This is a genomic window from Pseudomonas fluorescens (assembly GCF_902497775.2).
GTDB classification, from domain to species: domain Bacteria; phylum Pseudomonadota; class Gammaproteobacteria; order Pseudomonadales; family Pseudomonadaceae; genus Aquipseudomonas; species Aquipseudomonas putida_F.
The window spans coordinates 5574114-5589676 of the sequence record NZ_OZ024668.1 but is presented as its reverse complement, the minus strand read 5'-3'; the positions used below and the strand labels follow the sequence as shown (position 1 = coordinate 5589676).

The following is a 15563-nucleotide window of genomic DNA, read 5'->3' as shown; positions in this document are numbered from 1 at the left end:
TAGCGTTCCTGAAGGGCGTTACTGCCCTCTCATCAATTGAGCAGCGCGAACAGCGAAATAGGTGAGGATGCCATCGGCGCCCGCCCGTTTGAAAGCGGTGAGGGACTCAAGGATAACCCCTTCACTGAGCCAGCCGTTCTGAATCGCCGCCATGTGCATGGCGTACTCGCCGCTGACCTGGTAAACGAAGGTCGGCACTTTGAATTCGTCTTTGACCCGGTGAAGGATATCCAGGTACGGCATGCCCGGTTTGACCATGACCATATCGGCACCTTCCGACAGATCGGCGGCCACTTCGTGCAGGGCCTCGTTACTGTTGGCCGGGTCCATCTGGTAGGAGGCCTTGTTGGCCTTGCCCAGGTTCAGCGCCGAGCCGACCGCATCGCGGAACGGACCGTAGTAGGCGCTGGCGTACTTGGCCGAGTAGGCCATGATCCGCACGTTGACGTGACCGGCCAGCTCCAGGGCTTCACGGATGGCCTGGATGCGGCCGTCCATCATGTCCGACGGCGCAACCACCTGGGCACCGGCATCGGCGTGGGACAGCGCCTGGCGCACCAGGGCATCGACGGTGATGTCGTTCTGGACGTAGCCTTCTTCGTCGAGAATGCCGTCCTGGCCGTGGGTGGTGAACGGGTCCAGGGCAACGTCGGTGATCACCCCCAGTTCCGGGAAGCGCTCACGCAGGGCACGGGTGGCACGCTGGGCGATACCGTCGGGGTTCCAGGCTTCGGCGCCGTCGAGGGATTTCTTCTCTACCGGGGTTACCGGGAACAGCGCCAGGGCAGGAATCCCGAGGTTTACCCATTCTTGCGCAGCTTCCAGCAACAGGTCGATGGACAAACGCTCGACGCCCGGCATCGAGGCGACTTCTTCGCGGCGGTTTTCGCCATCGAGGACAAACACCGGGAGGATCAGGTCATCGACAGTCAGTACATTTTCGCGAACCAGACGACGGGTAAAGTCGTCACGACGGTTGCGACGCAGACGGGTGGCAGGAAACAAACGGTTAGCGGGGGTAAAGCTCACGGCAGACTCCTGAGCCCGCGCAGGCGGGCGAGCGCGACAGTTATAAGCGGCCATTATGACGCCTGTATGACAGGCAAGGGCAACCCTGCGACTTGAGGACGCAGCCATTGTCCTTGTAGGAAATGTTCACGTCGAGACACATTTGGACACTTTCCCCAAAGGCCACGAAGGGTTAGGCTGCGCGTTCATTTCGCCAGCACCCAGAAAATGCTCCAACAATTCCTGCAGGATTTCGGCTACTTTGCCCTTTTTCTCGGTACGTTTTTCGAAGGTGAGACCATTCTGGTTCTCGCAGGCTTCCTTGCGTTCCGCGGATACATGGATATCAACCTGGTGGTCGTGGTGGCCTTCTTCGGCAGCTACGCCGGCGACCAGCTGTGGTACTTCATGGGGCGCCGCCACGGGCGCAAGCTGCTGGCGCGCAAACCGCGCTGGCAGATGATGGGCGACCGGGCGCTGGAGCATATTCGCCGCCATCCGGACATCTGGGTCCTGAGTTTCCGTTTCGTCTACGGCCTGCGTACGGTGATGCCGGTAGCCATCGGCCTGTCCGGCTACCCGCCGCGCCGCTACCTGCTGCTCAACGGTATTGGCGCAGCCATCTGGGCCCTGGCCCTGGGCGCCGCCGCCTATCACTTCGGCGCAATTCTCGAAGGCCTGCTGGGCAACGTGAAGAAGTACGAGCTATGGGTGCTCGGCGGCCTGCTGGTGCTCGGCGGCTGCCTGTGGCTGCGTCGGCGCTTCAAGGCTGCGCGCATTGCCCGCGAGGAAGCGGCTGCCATAGAGGCCGAGCAGGCTGAGCAAGCTGTAGCCAAACAGCAGGACCCAAGCCAGGGCAGTGACCGGCCATAAGCCAGCAATCCCGGCCAGGATCATGGCCGGGACATTCAAGCCCAGACGCAGCAGCTCCAGCCTGAAGGCCCAGGGGCGGTTCTCCAGCGCCGTGCCCAGCACGAACAAACCCAACGCCATCAGGCCCCAGCCCAGCACCAGGGCCGCAACCGACAACTGTTCGGCGCGCTCCATCAGATAACTGCCCAATGCCACATAAGCCGCGAACTGCACAACGACGTAGAGCTGTTGCGGCCAGGTCAGCGGCACCTCGAATTTCTTGAAGCGGCTCAGGTCCTGCTTGGCCTGTGGATAACGCCGAGCCACATCATCCGGGCGCCAGCCGGTGGGCATGAACCAGATCCGCAGCTTGTCCCACCAACGCTCGGCACGCCGCGCGTCGTTCCACAACTGAGCATAGAACTGCAGGTTGGCCCACAGCGGGTTCCAGCTGGCCAGTGGCGTGGTCACGCCGAAAATCACCGGTTCATTGTCATCCTCTTCCTGGAAAGTGCCGAACAGACGATCCCAGACAATGAACACTCCGCCATAGTTGCGATCCAAGTACAGAGGGTTTTGTGCATGGTGGACACGATGATTGGACGGGGTAATGAACAGCCATTCGAACCAGCCCAGCTTCGGGATATGCCGGGTATGCACCCAGAACTGGTACAGCAGGTTCAGCGCCGCGACGGTGATGAACACCAGCGGCGGCACGCCCAGTACGGCCAGCGGCAGGTAGAAGATCCACGACAGCAAAAAGCCGCTGCTGGTCTGGCGCAGGGCCGTGGACAGGTTGTAATCCTCACTCTGGTGATGCACCGAATGGGCGGCCCAGAGGATGTTGCGCTCGTGGCCGAAGCGGTGCAGCCAGTAGTAGCAGAAGTCATAGAAGACAAACGCCAGCACCCACACCCACAGCGCCTCGCCCGGCAGTTTGAACAGTGCCAGGTGTTCCCAGGCCAGGGCATAGGTGAGCAGGCCCACGCCCTTGGTCAGCAGGCCGGTGGTGGTCGACAGCACGCCGGCGCTGAGGCTGTTGATCGCATCGGCCAGGCGATAAGTGCGCATGCCCCGCAGGTAGTCCGCGAGCAGCTCCACCACAATCAGAATGAAGAAAAACGGTACCGCCAACAGGATCAGGTCCATGGGTCATCCATCTCCAGGCTATCCAGCAAGATTAGGCCGGGAATGGCACAAACCCTATGGCCACATCTGCCAAACTAGAGGACATTTAGCGCCTCGAATCGGGAGTAGTGAGCATGACCCAGAAAAAAGTTGCTGTGATTCTTTCCGGCTGTGGCGTTTATGACGGCGCCGAAATTCACGAAAGCGTGATCACCCTGCTGCGCCTGGATCAGCGCGGGGCGCAAGTGCAGTGCTTCGCCCCCAACATTGCCCAGATGCATGTAATCGACCACCTGACCGGCGAAGAAATGCCCGAGACCCGCAACGTGCTGGTGGAGTCGGCGCGGATCGCCCGCGGCGAGGTCAAGGACCTGCGTGAAGCCGACGCCAAGGACTTCGACGCCTTGATCGTGCCGGGCGGCTTTGGCGCGGCGAAAAACCTCTCGAACTTCGCCGTGGAAGGCCCCGGCTGCAGCGTCCACCCGGACGTCCTGGCCCTGGCCGAAGCCTTCGCCGAAGCCGGCAAGCCAGTCGGCCTGATCTGCATCTCACCGGCCCTGGCGGCGAAGATCTACGGCCCCGGCGTGGTCTGCACCATCGGCAACGATGCCAGCACCAGCGCGGCCATCGTCAAGATGGGCGGCACCCATGAGGAGTGCGATGTCCACGACATCGTCGAAGACACCCCGCGCAAACTGGTCAGCACTCCGGCCTACATGCTGGCAAAAAGCATCAGCGAAGCCGCAGGCGGCATCTACAAGCTGGTCGACCGGGTGCTGGAACTGACCCACAAGAACGACTGAAGATCCCTGTAGGAGCGGGCTTGCCCCGCGATCGAGCGCGAAACGGTCGTAGTCCAGGCACCACATGATGTACCGAGATTACGGGCCTCATCGCGGGGCAAGCCCGCTCCTACTCAGCCGGGTCAGGATCCGGTCCAGCGAGTTGGCAAAGGCCTGCTTCTCGCGGTCACCATAAGGCGCCTGCCCGCCACCGACCTGGCCCTGCTCGCGCAGGTCGGTGAACAGGTTGCGCACCGCCAGGCGCTCGCCCATGTTGCGTTCGTCGAACTCCTTGCCGCGCGGGTCGAGGCAGGCAACGCCCTTCTTGACCAGGCGATCGGCCAGCGGCACGTCGCTGCAAATCACCAACTCGCCTGGTACGGCATGCTCGACCAGATAATCATCGGCGGCATCCGGGCCACTGGGCACGACGATCAGCTTGACGCAGGCAAAGGCCGGCTTGATCTGGCTCTGGCCGGCCACCAGCACCACTTCCAGCTGACGCTTGAGAGCGAACTTGACCAGTTGATCCTTCGCCGCCTTGGGGCAGGCGTCGGCATCGATCCACACACGCATGGCACAGATTTCCAACAAAAACGGGCGAACAGTATCCCTGCTCGCCCGTTTTGCTTCAAATCAGCCCGCCGGTTGGCGGCGCTTCTCGGCCAGGCGGCTGCGCCCGTAGAGAATGGCGATGGCCAGCAACGCCACTACTTGCGCGGCCAGCGAATAGGCGTCGGCATGAATGCCCAGCCAGTCGAAATCGAAGAACGCCACCGGCCGCGTGCCGAACACCCCGGCTTCCTGCAGGGCCTTGACCCCGTGCCCGGCAAACACCACCGACAAAGCGCACAGCAGCGCTGCGTTGATGCTGAAGAACAGCGCCAGCGGCAGCCTGGCCGACCCGCGCAGGATCACCCACGCCAGGCCCACCAGCAGCACCAGCGCCGTGGCGCCACCGGCCAGCACCGCGTTGTGCCCGGCGGGACCGGCCTGCAGCCAGAGGGTTTCGTAAAACAGGATGACTTCGAACAACTCGCGGTATACCGAGAAGAACGCCAGCACGGCAAAGCCGAAACGCCCGCCACCACTGACCAGGCTGCTCTTGATGTAATCCTGCCAGGCCGCCGCATGTCGGCGATCATGCATCCACACACCCAGCCAGAGCACCATGACGCTGGCAAACAGCGCCGTGCAGCCTTCGAGCAGTTCCCGCTGGGCGCCGCTGACGTCGATCACATACGCCGCCAGCGCCCAGGTACCGAGCCCGGCAAGCAGAGCCAGGCCCCAGCCGACGTTGACACTGCGCACCGCCGATTGCTGGCCGGTATTGCGCAAAAAGGCGAGGATCGCCGCCAGCACCAGGATCGCTTCCAGGCCCTCGCGCAACAGGATCAGCAAGCCGGAGATGTAGCTTAGCGACCAGCTCAAGCCATCGCCGCCAAGCAGGCTGGCAGCGTCTTTGAGTTTGCCCTTGGCCGCGTCCAGGCGCTGCTGCACCTGCTCCAGCGGCAGGCCGTCCTGCAACGACTGACGATACGCCATCAGCGATTTCTCGGTGTCTTTGCGCACGTTGGCATCGACGTTGTCGAGCGAACTTTCGACCAGCTCGAAGCCTTCCAGATAAGCGGCGACAGACAGGTCATAGGCTTGTTCGTGATCACCGGACTGGTAGGCCGCCAAGCTCTTGTCCAGGGTGCTGGCAGTGTAATCGAGCAGTTGCGCCGGGCCGCGCTGGACTTGGGGCGGTTGCGCACGCTGGGCGCGGAACAGGGCCAGCGCCTCTGGCCCTTCGCTGGCTTCGACTTCAGCCGGCGTCTGACGAGCCAAGTCAGCCAGGTTGTAGGCTTTGTCACCCTTGGCCTTGGCCGGGTCGGCCGTGAAGCTGGCGACATAGGCCGCCAGGTCCCAGCGCTGACGCTCGTCGAGCTGGTCGGCGAACGACGGCATGTCGGTGCCTTCGATGCCCAGCCCAAGGGTGTTGTACAGGTCGAACAAGCTCAGGTGATCAAGCCGCTCGACACTGCGCAGGTTCGCCGGCGGCGGGGTCAGGCCGAGGCCGGCCGGGCCGTCGCCGGCACCGCTATCGCCATGGCACACCGAGCAATGCTGGACGTACAGCGGCGCACCGCGGCTCGGCTCCGGGGTGATGATCGGCGCCTGGCTGACTTCATAGGCCACCGCCAGCTGCGCACCAAGCTGGCGGGCCTGGCGGGCGACACCCGGGCCGTCCTGGCGCAACCTGACCGCCTCGCGCAGGTTGACCACGCCCTGCTCCAGGGCCTGGCGCTCCTGGCGCGCCGGCAAGGCGACGATCAGGCCCTGCAGGACATCGATGAACTCCAGCTGCTCGCGGTACTCCCCCTCGTCGATAACCTTGCCTGCCTCGACGGTGGCCGGGTAATCGGCACCGATGTAATCGAGCAGGTGCAGAGCTTTGGCAGCGCCATCGGTGCTTTCGGCCAGCAGCGTGGCACTGCTCAGCGCCAGCACCGGCCAGAGCAGCCAGGCGAGTAAGCGGGAACGGGGAATCATGAGCGACTCTCAAATGGAAATACGAGGTAAAGCATTGTTCACTTCCACTGCCGCTCGCTCAAGGCTTGCCAGATGAATCCTTGAAAAATTTTGTGACAAATGCCCCGCCACCCTTCCCCATTAAAGAACAACCGTTCGTCGGCCGATATGTGAATGCTGGCACAACGGCAAAACTCCAAGAGCAAAACGCCATTAATTAGCCAGCAAATACGTTTATAATGCCGCGCCGCTATATAGCGGATAAGAATTTAGGCTCTTCTTTTAAGAGGATTTGGCGATATATGCCAAAGGGATGACAGCCTTCTCGCCCCCAGGCTATTCATCAATTCAGGGAAGAAGAATTCAGATGGCATCCCGTGTCCTCACCGTCGCGACCCTGGTCGCGGCCGTCCAACTGGCTGGTTGCTCGGCCTTTCGCAGTTACGACAGCGAACTTCAGGAAACCAACCAGCACCTGACCAGCGGCAACGTCGACGCCGCCCTGGCACTGCTGGAAAAAAACAACAAGGGTGAGGACAAAGACCTTCTCTACTACTTCGAGAAAGGCGAATTGCTGCGCTCCAAGGGCGACCTGGCCGGTAGCCAGCTGGCCTGGCGCAGCGCCGACGACGTGGTGTTCAAGTGGGAAGAGTCGGTCAAGCTGGACACCGACAAGTACCTGAGCCAGTTCAGCAGCTACCTGGTCAACGACAAGGTCCGCCGCTACGAAGGCTACGACTACGAAAAAGTCATGCTGACCACGCAGATGGCCCTCAACCTGCTGTCCCAGAACGACTTCGACGGCGCTCGTACCGAAATCAAGAAGACTCACGAACGTGAAGCGGTCATCGCCGAACTGCGTGACAAGGAATACCTCAAGCGCGAAGAAGAGGCCGAGAAAGAAGGCGTCAAGACCGAGTACAAGGACCTTCAGGGTTACCCGGTGGCCAGCCTCGACGCCCCGGAAGTGGTCGGCCTGAAGAACAGCTACCAGAGTGCGTTCAGCCACTATCTGTCCGGTTATGTGTATGAAGCCCTGGGCGAAAAAGGCCTGGCTGCGCCGGGCTACCGCAAGGCCGCCGAGCTGCGCCCGAACACCCCACTGCTGGAGCAGGCCCTGCTCGAGCTGGACAAGCCAGCGGCGAAAACCACCGACAGCGATGTGCTGATCGTGATCCAGAGCGGCCTGGCCCCGGCCCGCGACTCGGTGCGTATCCCGCTGCCGTTGCCAATCAGCGGCAACCTGGTGATCACCCCGCTGTCGTTCCCGGTGATCAAGGAAGACAATTCCACCGCGCACTTCAGCGAGATCTACCTGAACGACCGCGCGCTGAAGCTGACCGCGCTCAACAGCACTACCGCCATGTCCCGCCGCGCCCTGCGTGACGACATGCCGGGGATCATCCTGCGCACCAGCGTACGGGCCATTACTCGCGGTGTGGCGCAGAAGCAGTTGAACGACGCCAACCCGCTGGCCGGCCTGGCAGTAGGTATTGCCTCGACCATCACCGAAGGCGCCGACACCCGCACCTGGCGCACCCTGCCGGACGAAACTCAGGTTGTCCGCGTGCGCCTGCGCCAGGGCGAGCACCAACTGAGCCTGCCTTCGAGCCTGGGCGGCAGCCAGGTCAGCGTGAAGATCGACCGTCCATTCCAGGTCGTCACCCTGCGCGTGGTCGGCAACCAGGTCTTCGCCGGCGGCCCGGCCCTGCAGGTGGAACCGAAAGCCACTGGCCAGGCTGTCGCCAGCCTCAAACAACCTTAAGGAAGCGTCATGCGTATCAAACTGCTCGCCGTTCTCGTCACCGCCCTGCTGGCCGGTTGCGCGACCCCGCCACCGCCAGAACCTGGCAGCGCCGCCAGCAAGGTGGTGAAGATGGGCAACCTGAAGAACATCGAAACCGGCCCTATGCGCGTCGCGCGCGAGAACGGCTTTCTGACCGTGAAGGTGTCGCTGAACAACACCAGCGCCAGTAACAAGACGATGTTCTACCGCTTCGCCTGGCTGGGTAACGACGGTTTCCCGGTTGCCGACGAAGAGAGCTGGAAGACCGTGACCCTGTACGGCAAACAGTCCAGCGTGCTGCCGGCTATCGCACCCGTGCCGCAGGCCACCGATTTCCGCCTTGAAGTTCAGTCTCAGTAATCATTTTTGCAGGAGCACCTTTTCATGATTGCACGCATTTCCCTCGCCGCCCTCGCCATTGCTCTGGTCAGTGGCTGCAGCACCCCGTCGCCAGTCCTGGGCGGCAAGAACATCGGCTACGGCGACAGCAAGGCCGTGGAGCTGGTCACCAACGAGTTCGGTTCGACCGACCTGCAGATGATCGCCGAATCCATGACCCGCTCCCTGGCCCAGTCCGGGATCCTCCAGGGCCGCCCGGTGGTTCAGGTCTATGACGTGAAGAACAAGACCAGCGAGTACATCGATACCCGTGAAATCACCACTTCGATCAAGACCCAGCTGATGAAGTCCGGCACCGCCCGTTTCGCCAGCGACAACACCCAGATGCAGAGCCAGGTCGACCAGCTCAAGCTGCAGAACCAGAGCGGCCTGTACAAGAAGAACACTGTGGCCAAGACCGGCAACATGATCGCCGCCAAGTACCGCCTGGAAGGTTCGATCAGCTCGATCGTCAAGCGCAGCAGCGACTACAAGGACGTGTTCTACAAGTTCAGCCTGCAGCTGATCGACGTTGAAAGCGGCCTGGCCGAGTGGATGGACGAAAAAGAAATCCGCAAGACCACGGAGCGCTAAGCAATGCGTGCATGGATGGGCATTCTGGGCCTGGCTTGCGCGTTCAGCGTGCAAGCGGCCCCCAAAGTCGCGGTCACCGACCTCGCCTACCAGGAGCGTGTGGAGCAGTACATCCACACGGTCTCGGCGCAGAGCAGCGGCCAGGCGAGCATGTACCACGCCAGTGGCTCGTCGAGCTACAGCGAGTACGAGAGCCGCGACAGCTACATCGAGCAGACTGAACTGCGCAAATTCACTGGCGACATCAAGGGCGAGATTCTCAAGTCCGGGATGTTCCAGCTGGTTCAGGGCACGCCCTACACCGCCGATGCCAAAGGCGATGTGTATGACGTGATCCGGCGCATCAAGAACGGCAACTTCAAGGGCGCTGACTACGTGCTGTTCGGCACCTTGTCGGATATCGACTTCCAGCGCGACATTACCTCGCTGGACAACACCAACAGCTATTCGGCCATCCTTGGCCTGAGCCTGGTGGCCGATTTCAGCCTGATCAACACCAAGACCTACGAGATCACCTCGGCGTTTACCGCCATGGGTGAAGGCCAGGACACCAAGCTGGTCAACAGCCAGGATGTGCGGGTGACCCTGAACCGCCCGCGGGTGGTGCGTGAAGTCTCGAAGGAACTGGGCATGGACGTAGCCCGGCAGATGGCCGAGCAACTGGGCGGTAGCGTACCAGGGCAACCGCGTACACCGGCGCGTAACAACCTGCCGCCTGATGAACCGGCGCAGATCCTGCGTTGAGAAACAAAAAAGGCGACCTTCGGGTCGCCTTTTTTGTCTGCGGTGAATTTATCGCGGGGTAAGTCGGGTCGCCGCGATGGGTTCCTAAACCGGCGCCCGACGGATACTCGCCAGCAAAGTCGCCGCGCCCAGGAACAACCCGGCAAAGGTACGGTTCATGCGCCGCTGCTGCCTTGGCGTACGCAGCAGGCGCAACACCTTGGCAGCAAGCCCCGTGTAGCCGGCCATGACCATGAGATCGACCGTGACCATGGTCAGCGTAATGATCAGGTACTGCGGCAGCAGCGCAGCATGCGGGTTGATGAACTGCGGCAGCACCGCGAGCATGAAGATCAGCGCCTTGGGGTTGCTGACGTTGACCAGAAAGCCACGGAACACCAGGCTCAGCGGCTTGCCGATCGGCCGCACGGCGGAATCGTCGGTGATATCAGCCGGCAGCGCGCGCCACTGTTTGACCGCCAGGTACACCAGGTAGGCAACGCCGAACCATTTGATCACCTGGAAGGCGGTAGCCGATGCCGCGAGGATGGCACCGACACCGGCGGCAATGATCGCAATCTGCAGTACCAGGCCCAACTGCAGGCCTAGCGCGTTCCAGTAGCCGCGCCAAAAACCGTATTGCAGGCCACAGGACATCGAGGCAATGGCCCCGGCACCCGGCGACAGACTGATCACCCAGCAAGCGGCAAAAAATGCCAACCACGTTTCCAATGACATCGCGCACCTCGGCACTAGCTTGTTACAAACCACTAAGCTAGTGCCCTGGCGAAAAAATCACCACGTTTTTTTTGCTGCGCTCGATCAATTACCCGGGGCTTTGCTCTCGCCCACCAGCGGCAGCACTTCGGCACCGCGCCAGCGCCGTACCGATTTCTGGAAGAACTGGCTGTTGGGCACCTGCACCAGCGCGCCGCCAGCTTCCGGCAGTTCGATCAAGGTGGTGAACAACAGGTTGATGGCCACCACCCGGCCTTTGACGCCCGGCTTGTCGATGGTTTCGACCAGTTCGACCACATCACCGATGCGAAATGGCCCGACGGTAAAGATCAGCACCGCGCACAGCAGGTTCGACAGCACGCTCCACATGGCGAAGAACGCCACTGCCGCAACGGCAACGAACCCGGACAAAGCGGTCCACAGCACCGTGGCAGAAACCCCCAGGCGCTCCAGCACGAAGATCAGCGCACTGCCCATGATCAGCCAGCGCAGGCCACCGCGCAGCGGCATCAGCAGCTCCGGCGGCAACGGGTAGCGCTCGCCCAGGCGCTTGAGGCAACGGGCAACCACGCGTTGCAGGATGAACGCCGCCGAAAGGATCAGCAGGATCTGCAAACCCAGCCAGAACGGTGCGATCCATTCCACCGGCAATGGCAACTGCAAAGATTCCATCAGGACAACGCCTCCAGCTCCGCCTGCATGTTCTCGAGCGTCTCAAGGGCCTCCATCCAGGCTTCTTCCAGCTCCCCTTCACGGACCTTGAGCTTGGCCTGCTGGGCCAGCAGGTCACGCAACTCGTCCTTGCGCGCAGCTTCATAGAGGGCGCTGTCAGCGAGGCTGGCATCGACCTTGGCCAGTTGCTCGTGCACGCTGCCCAGCTCACGCTCAAGCTTGTCGGCTTCGCGCTTGTGCGGCGCCAGCTGCTGACGCAGGGCCGCCGCAGCCTGGCGCTGGGCCTTCTTGTCGGTCTTGTCGGCATTGACCGGCGCAGTGCTGACCGGAGCATTGCGTTGACGGTACTCGACCAGCCAGCGGGTGTAGTCGTCCAGATCGCCGTCGAAGGTTTCGACCTTGCCGTCGGCTACCAGGAGGAAATCATCGGTGGTGCTCTTGAGCAGGTGACGGTCGTGGGAAACCACCAGCACTGCGCCACTGAACTCCTGCAGGGCCATGGTCAGCGCCAGACGCATTTCCAGGTCCAGGTGGTTGGTCGGTTCGTCGAGCAGCAGCAGGTTCGGCCGTTCCCAGGCAATCAGGGCCAGGGCCAGGCGGGCTTTTTCGCCACCGGAAAAATTCAGCACCGGCTCGTCGATGCGCCCGCCGCGGAAGTCGAAACCACCGAGAAAGTCGCGCAGGGTTTGTTCACGCTCGGTCGGCGCCAGACGCTGCAGGTGCAGCAACGGGCTGGCCTTGTTGTCCAGCGAGTCGAGCTGGTGCTGGGCAAAGTAGCCAACCGAGAGATTCTCGCCGCGCACCAGGCGCCCGCTGAGGGGCTCCAGTTCACCGGCAAGGTTCTTGATCAGGGTCGACTTACCCGCACCGTTGGGGCCCAGCAGGCCGATCCGCGCACCCGGGGTGAGTTGCAGTTTGACCTTCTCGAGGATGGTCTTGTCGCCGTAGCCCAGACGGCCTTCGGACAGGTCGAGCAGCGGGCTGGAGATTTTCTCCGACTCGCGGAAGACGAAATCGAACGGCGAATCGACGTGGGCCGCCGACAGCTCTTCCATGCGCTCCAGGGCCTTGATCCGGCTCTGCGCCTGGCGGGCCTTGGTGGCCTGGGCCTTGAACCGGGCGATGTACTTTTCCATGTGCGCGCGCTGCGCCTGCTGCTTCTCGTAGGCCTGTTGCTGCTGCGCCAGGCGCTCGGCACGGGTGCGCTCGAACGCAGTGTAGCCGCCACGGTAGAGGGTCAGCTTGCACTGCTCGACGTGGGCGACGTGATCAACCACGGCATCGAGGAAATCCCGGTCGTGGGAAATCAGCAGCAGCGTGCCCGGATAGCCTTTGAGCCAGTCTTCCAGCCAGAGGATGGCGTCCAGGTCCAGGTGGTTGGTCGGTTCGTCGAGCAGCAGCAAGTCGGACGGACACATCAGGGCCTGGGCCAGGTTAAGGCGCATCCGCCAGCCACCGGAGAAGTCACCGACCCGGCGGTCCATCTGCTCGTTGGTAAAGCCCAGGCCTGCCAGCAACTTGCGCGCCCGCGCGTCGGCGGTATAGCCGTCGGCGCTGTCGAGTTCGATATGCAGGCGTGCCAGTGCGGTGCCGTCATGGGCGGCTTCAGCCGCGGCCAGGTCGGCCTGGACCTTGCGCAGGCGGGCATCGCCGTCGAGCACGTAGTCGACCGCCAAGCGATCGAGGGTGTCGACCTCCTGGCGCATGTGCGCGATACGCCAATCGGCAGGCAACTGACAGTCGCCGGAGTCAGGCGTCAGCTCACCGCGCAGCAAGGCGAACAGGCTGGATTTACCGGCGCCGTTGGCACCGATCAGGCCGGCTTTCTGGCCGGCGTGCAGGGTCATCTCGGCGCCTTCTAGCAGGCGCTGTGGACCACGCTGTAAAGTGAGGTTCGATAGTCTGATCATAATGGCCGCGGAGTCTACCAGCTTCGTCGGCAACTGGCGCGAGTGGACCATGCACACCGACCTGTGGAATTTTGCCCTGAAGCTTTACGCCCGCCCAGGCGTAGAACCTGCCTGCCTGCTATGGCAGGACCTGGGTGGCGACGTCTGCCTGCTGCTGTGCGGCGCCTGGCTCAGTGCACGTGGCGTAGCAGCGAACGAACAACGGGTGCGTCAGCTCACGGAGCTGGCAGATGACTGGCAAACCGAGGTGGTGAAACCACTGCGCACCTTGCGTCAGTCCTGGCGTGACAAGGCAGGCAAGGATCCGCAGCTGGCGGGTTTGCGCGAGCAGGTAAAAGGCCTGGAATTAGCGGCAGAACGCATCCTGCTGGAGCGCCTTGAGACGGCCTGCAAGGACTGGGCAGCAACGCCCGAAGCCGGACTGGACTGGATAAGCGGGCTGGCCCCCGAAGGCGCCGGTGCGCATCACGACGCGCTGCACAGGCTGCGCGTCGTGATGCTGATGACTCAGGACGCCGACGAAGGAGTCTGAGTGCTCGGTGCTACCGAAGCTGCTGGCGCAGTCGACGAAGTGGCTGCCGGTGCAGAAGCGGCGGATGCTGCCGGCGCTGCGGGAGTAGCCGGCTTGGCGGCTGCAGGCTGAGCTGGTTTGGTTGGGGCCTTGGCAGCAGCAGGTTTGGCAGCTGGCTTGGCTGCAGCAGGCTTGGCTGGCGCTTTTGCTGCAGCAGGCTTGGCTGCGGGTTTTGCCGCTGCTGGCTTGGCCGCAGGCTTGGCAGGTGCTTTCGCCGCCGCAGGCTTGGCAGCAGATTTAGCCGCTGCGGTTCTGGCGGCTGGCTTGGCCGGCGCTTTGGCCGCAGGTTTTGCTGCAGCAGGTTTAGCTGCTGGCTTGGCTGCTGGCTTGGCTGCTGGCTTGGCCGCTGCGGTTTTTGCCGCAGGCTTGGCAGGGGCCTTGGTAGCGGCAGGCTTGGCTGCTGCAGTTTTTGCCGCAGGTTTGGCTGGTGCTTTGGCAGCAGGCTTGGCTGCTGGTTTGGCCGCTACAGGTTTAGCCGTAGGTTTGGCTGCTGGCTTGGCTGCTGCGGTTTTCGCCGCAGGTTTCGCTGCTGGTTTTGCTGCTGGTTTGCTCGCAGCTTTAGCGGCAGGTTTTGCGGCTGGCTTGGCAGCAGCAACGCCAGGTTTGGCCGAGCGCACGCTCAATGCCTTGGCGGCAGCGTCCTTGACCTTGCCAACGCCCTGGGCCAGTTTCAGGCTTTCCTGAGCGTCACGCTTGAGTTGCAGGATGTAGGTGCGGGTTTGCGATTGACGGTCTTTCAACTCGTCGAGCAACTTTTCCAGCTCACCCACAGCCGACTTGGCCTTGTTCTGCGCCTTGGCTTTACCAGCCTTGGCAGCGTCCTGCAATTTCAGGCGCGACTTGTGCAGTTTTTCCTGCGCCTTGCCGCGTTGTTTTTCCAACTTGGCGAGCAGTTTTTCAGCATCAGCCAGCGCTTGCGAGCAGGCATTTTCCAAATGATCGAGCAGGCTGCCCGTGAGTTGCTGGAGCAGGTGCAACGGCGTACTTACTGGCTTCTTATTGGCCGACATGGTTTACCTCCTGGCTGACGAGATTGCGGCTCATACTATGCTTCTGCTGCTACCGCCGCTAGGGCATGTTGACAGTATTAAATGCGCCGCGTTGCATGCCTGGGCAAAGTTGTTATCGCTGCAGCTGGAAACAAGTGTAGATGCTGCACAAAGTGTTGCTGATATTTACACGAAGTGACGAGCGAAGGCTGGCATACTTTATTTCCTCTGAAGCAGGAGCGAGCCTGTGCCGCGCTATCTAATCCTTACCTTGTTGCTATTGCCGATGTCGTTATTTGCAGCGTCAGAAACTACCCCTGCCAGCGACCATGACCTGGCCTACAGCCTGGGCGCGAGCCTCGGTGAGCGCCTGCGTACGGAAGTTCCCGGTTTGCAACTCGATGCCTTGATCGAAGGCGTGCGCCAGGCTTATCAGAACAAGCCGCTGGCCCTGAGCAAAGAGCGTATGGCGGTGATACTCAACGAACATGATGCGCAGGCCAACGAGGCTGCAGTTCAAGCACAGAGCGAACAATTGCTGAGCGCAGAAAAACGTTTTCTGGCCACTGAACGGTCCAGGGCCGGAGTGCGTGAACTGGCTGAAGGGATACTCGTGAGCGAGTTGCAGGCCGGCACTGGCAGCAAGCCAAAAGCCGGTGGCAAAGTCCAGGTTCGCTATGTTGGCAAGTTGCCGGATGGCACGGTGTTCGATCAGAACCAGCAGGCGCAATGGTTCAATCTGGGCAGTGTTATCGGGGGTTGGCAGGTGGCACTGCCGCAGATGGCGACCGGGACGAAATGGCGGCTGGTGATTCCTTCGGCACAGGCTTACGGTGCCGAAGGCGCGGGCGACCTGATTGCGCCCTATACGCCGCTGGTGTTCGAGATCGAGTTGCTCGGGGTTGCCGACTGAGGGTC

15 protein-coding genes and 1 pseudogene are annotated in these 15563 nt (G+C 62.2%); 8 read left to right on the top strand and 8 right to left on the bottom strand.

Annotated features, from left to right (window positions below):
• Positions 1 to 18: 18 nt before the first annotated feature.
• Positions 19 to 1029, bottom strand: coding sequence for a porphobilinogen synthase (gene hemB, locus F8N82_RS25760; RefSeq protein WP_038998112.1), 1011 nt, complete (start codon positions 1027 to 1029; stop codon positions 19 to 21).
• A gap of 207 nt (positions 1030 to 1236) precedes the next feature.
• Between hemB and F8N82_RS25755 the strand changes: the two genes are divergently transcribed.
• Positions 1237 to 1881, top strand: a complete 645-nt coding sequence (locus tag F8N82_RS25755) for a DedA family protein (protein WP_080764822.1) — start codon at positions 1237 to 1239, stop codon at positions 1879 to 1881.
• 501 nt (positions 1882 to 2382) lie between these two features.
• Here F8N82_RS25755 and F8N82_RS25750 read toward each other — a convergent pair.
• A pseudogene (locus tag F8N82_RS25750) lies at positions 2383 to 2931 on the bottom strand (sterol desaturase family protein); the annotation flags it as partial.
• A gap of 191 nt (positions 2932 to 3122) precedes the next feature.
• On the opposite strand from F8N82_RS25750, the gene elbB reads away from it, so the two are divergent.
• Positions 3123 to 3791, top strand: coding sequence for an isoprenoid biosynthesis glyoxalase ElbB (gene elbB, locus F8N82_RS25745; protein ID WP_038998110.1), 669 nt, complete (start codon positions 3123 to 3125; stop codon positions 3789 to 3791).
• Between the two features lie 87 nt (positions 3792 to 3878).
• Here the strand turns inward: elbB and F8N82_RS25740 are convergent, their stop codons facing one another.
• Both F8N82_RS25740 and F8N82_RS25735 read right to left on the bottom strand, forming a co-directional pair.
• Positions 3879 to 4346 (bottom strand): YaiI/YqxD family protein, encoded by a 468-nt coding sequence (locus F8N82_RS25740; protein ID WP_038998109.1) that lies wholly within the window; start codon positions 4344 to 4346, stop codon positions 3879 to 3881.
• 60 nt (positions 4347 to 4406) lie between these two features.
• On the bottom strand, positions 4407 to 6305 hold the full coding sequence (locus F8N82_RS25735; RefSeq protein WP_038998108.1) for a cytochrome c/FTR1 family iron permease: 1899 nt from the start codon (positions 6303 to 6305) through the stop codon (positions 4407 to 4409).
• A 346-nt stretch (positions 6306 to 6651) separates the two neighbouring features.
• Between F8N82_RS25735 and F8N82_RS25730 the strand changes: the two genes are divergently transcribed.
• From F8N82_RS25730 to F8N82_RS25715, 4 genes are read left to right on the top strand one after another with little or no spacing between them, the layout of a single operon-like run.
• On the top strand, positions 6652 to 8049 hold the full coding sequence (locus F8N82_RS25730; RefSeq protein ID WP_038998107.1) for a COG3014 family protein: 1398 nt from the start codon (positions 6652 to 6654) through the stop codon (positions 8047 to 8049).
• Between the two features lie 9 nt (positions 8050 to 8058).
• A complete protein-coding gene (locus tag F8N82_RS25725) occupies positions 8059 to 8430 on the top strand; it encodes a YcfL family protein (RefSeq protein WP_038998106.1) in 372 nt (123 codons plus the stop codon).
• Between the two features lie 24 nt (positions 8431 to 8454).
• Positions 8455 to 9042 (top strand): penicillin-binding protein activator LpoB, encoded by a 588-nt coding sequence (gene lpoB, locus F8N82_RS25720; protein ID WP_010221147.1) that lies wholly within the window; start codon positions 8455 to 8457, stop codon positions 9040 to 9042.
• A 3-nt stretch (positions 9043 to 9045) separates the two neighbouring features.
• Positions 9046 to 9786: a hypothetical protein gene (locus F8N82_RS25715; RefSeq protein WP_038998105.1), complete on the top strand. Its 741-nt coding sequence runs from the start codon at positions 9046 to 9048 to the stop codon at positions 9784 to 9786.
• Positions 9787 to 9870: 84 nt separating this feature from the next.
• On the opposite strand, the gene F8N82_RS25710 is transcribed toward F8N82_RS25715, so the two are convergent.
• The 3 genes from F8N82_RS25710 to F8N82_RS25700 all read right to left on the bottom strand — a co-directional run bounded on the left by F8N82_RS25710 (position 9871) and on the right by F8N82_RS25700 (position 13085).
• Complete coding sequence (locus tag F8N82_RS25710) at positions 9871 to 10503, bottom strand: LysE family transporter (RefSeq protein WP_038998104.1); 633 nt, start codon at positions 10501 to 10503, stop codon at positions 9871 to 9873.
• 84 nt (positions 10504 to 10587) lie between these two features.
• The gene (locus tag F8N82_RS25705; protein ID WP_038998103.1) at positions 10588 to 11175 is read right to left on the bottom strand and encodes a mechanosensitive ion channel family protein; all 588 of its coding nucleotides are present in this window, start codon (positions 11173 to 11175) and stop codon (positions 10588 to 10590) included.
• Positions 11175 to 13085, bottom strand: a complete 1911-nt coding sequence (locus F8N82_RS25700; RefSeq protein WP_038998101.1) for an ATP-binding cassette domain-containing protein — start codon at positions 13083 to 13085, stop codon at positions 11175 to 11177. Before F8N82_RS25700 ends, F8N82_RS25705 begins: the two co-directional genes overlap by 1 nt.
• A 49-nt stretch (positions 13086 to 13134) precedes the next feature.
• Between F8N82_RS25700 and F8N82_RS25695 the strand changes: the two genes are divergently transcribed.
• A complete protein-coding gene (locus tag F8N82_RS25695; RefSeq protein WP_038999680.1) occupies positions 13135 to 13617 on the top strand; it encodes a TIGR02444 family protein in 483 nt (160 codons plus the stop codon).
• Here the strand turns inward: F8N82_RS25695 and F8N82_RS25690 are convergent.
• Positions 13593 to 14666, bottom strand: coding sequence for an AlgP family protein (locus tag F8N82_RS25690; protein ID WP_080764821.1), 1074 nt, complete (start codon positions 14664 to 14666; stop codon positions 13593 to 13595). The two genes, F8N82_RS25695 and F8N82_RS25690, sit on opposite strands and share 25 nt — an antisense overlap.
• A 226-nt stretch (positions 14667 to 14892) precedes the next feature.
• On the opposite strand from F8N82_RS25690, the gene F8N82_RS25685 reads away from it, so the two are divergent.
• The gene (locus tag F8N82_RS25685; protein ID WP_038998100.1) at positions 14893 to 15558 is read left to right on the top strand and encodes an FKBP-type peptidyl-prolyl cis-trans isomerase; all 666 of its coding nucleotides are present in this window, start codon (positions 14893 to 14895) and stop codon (positions 15556 to 15558) included.
• Positions 15559 to 15563 lie beyond the last annotated feature (5 nt).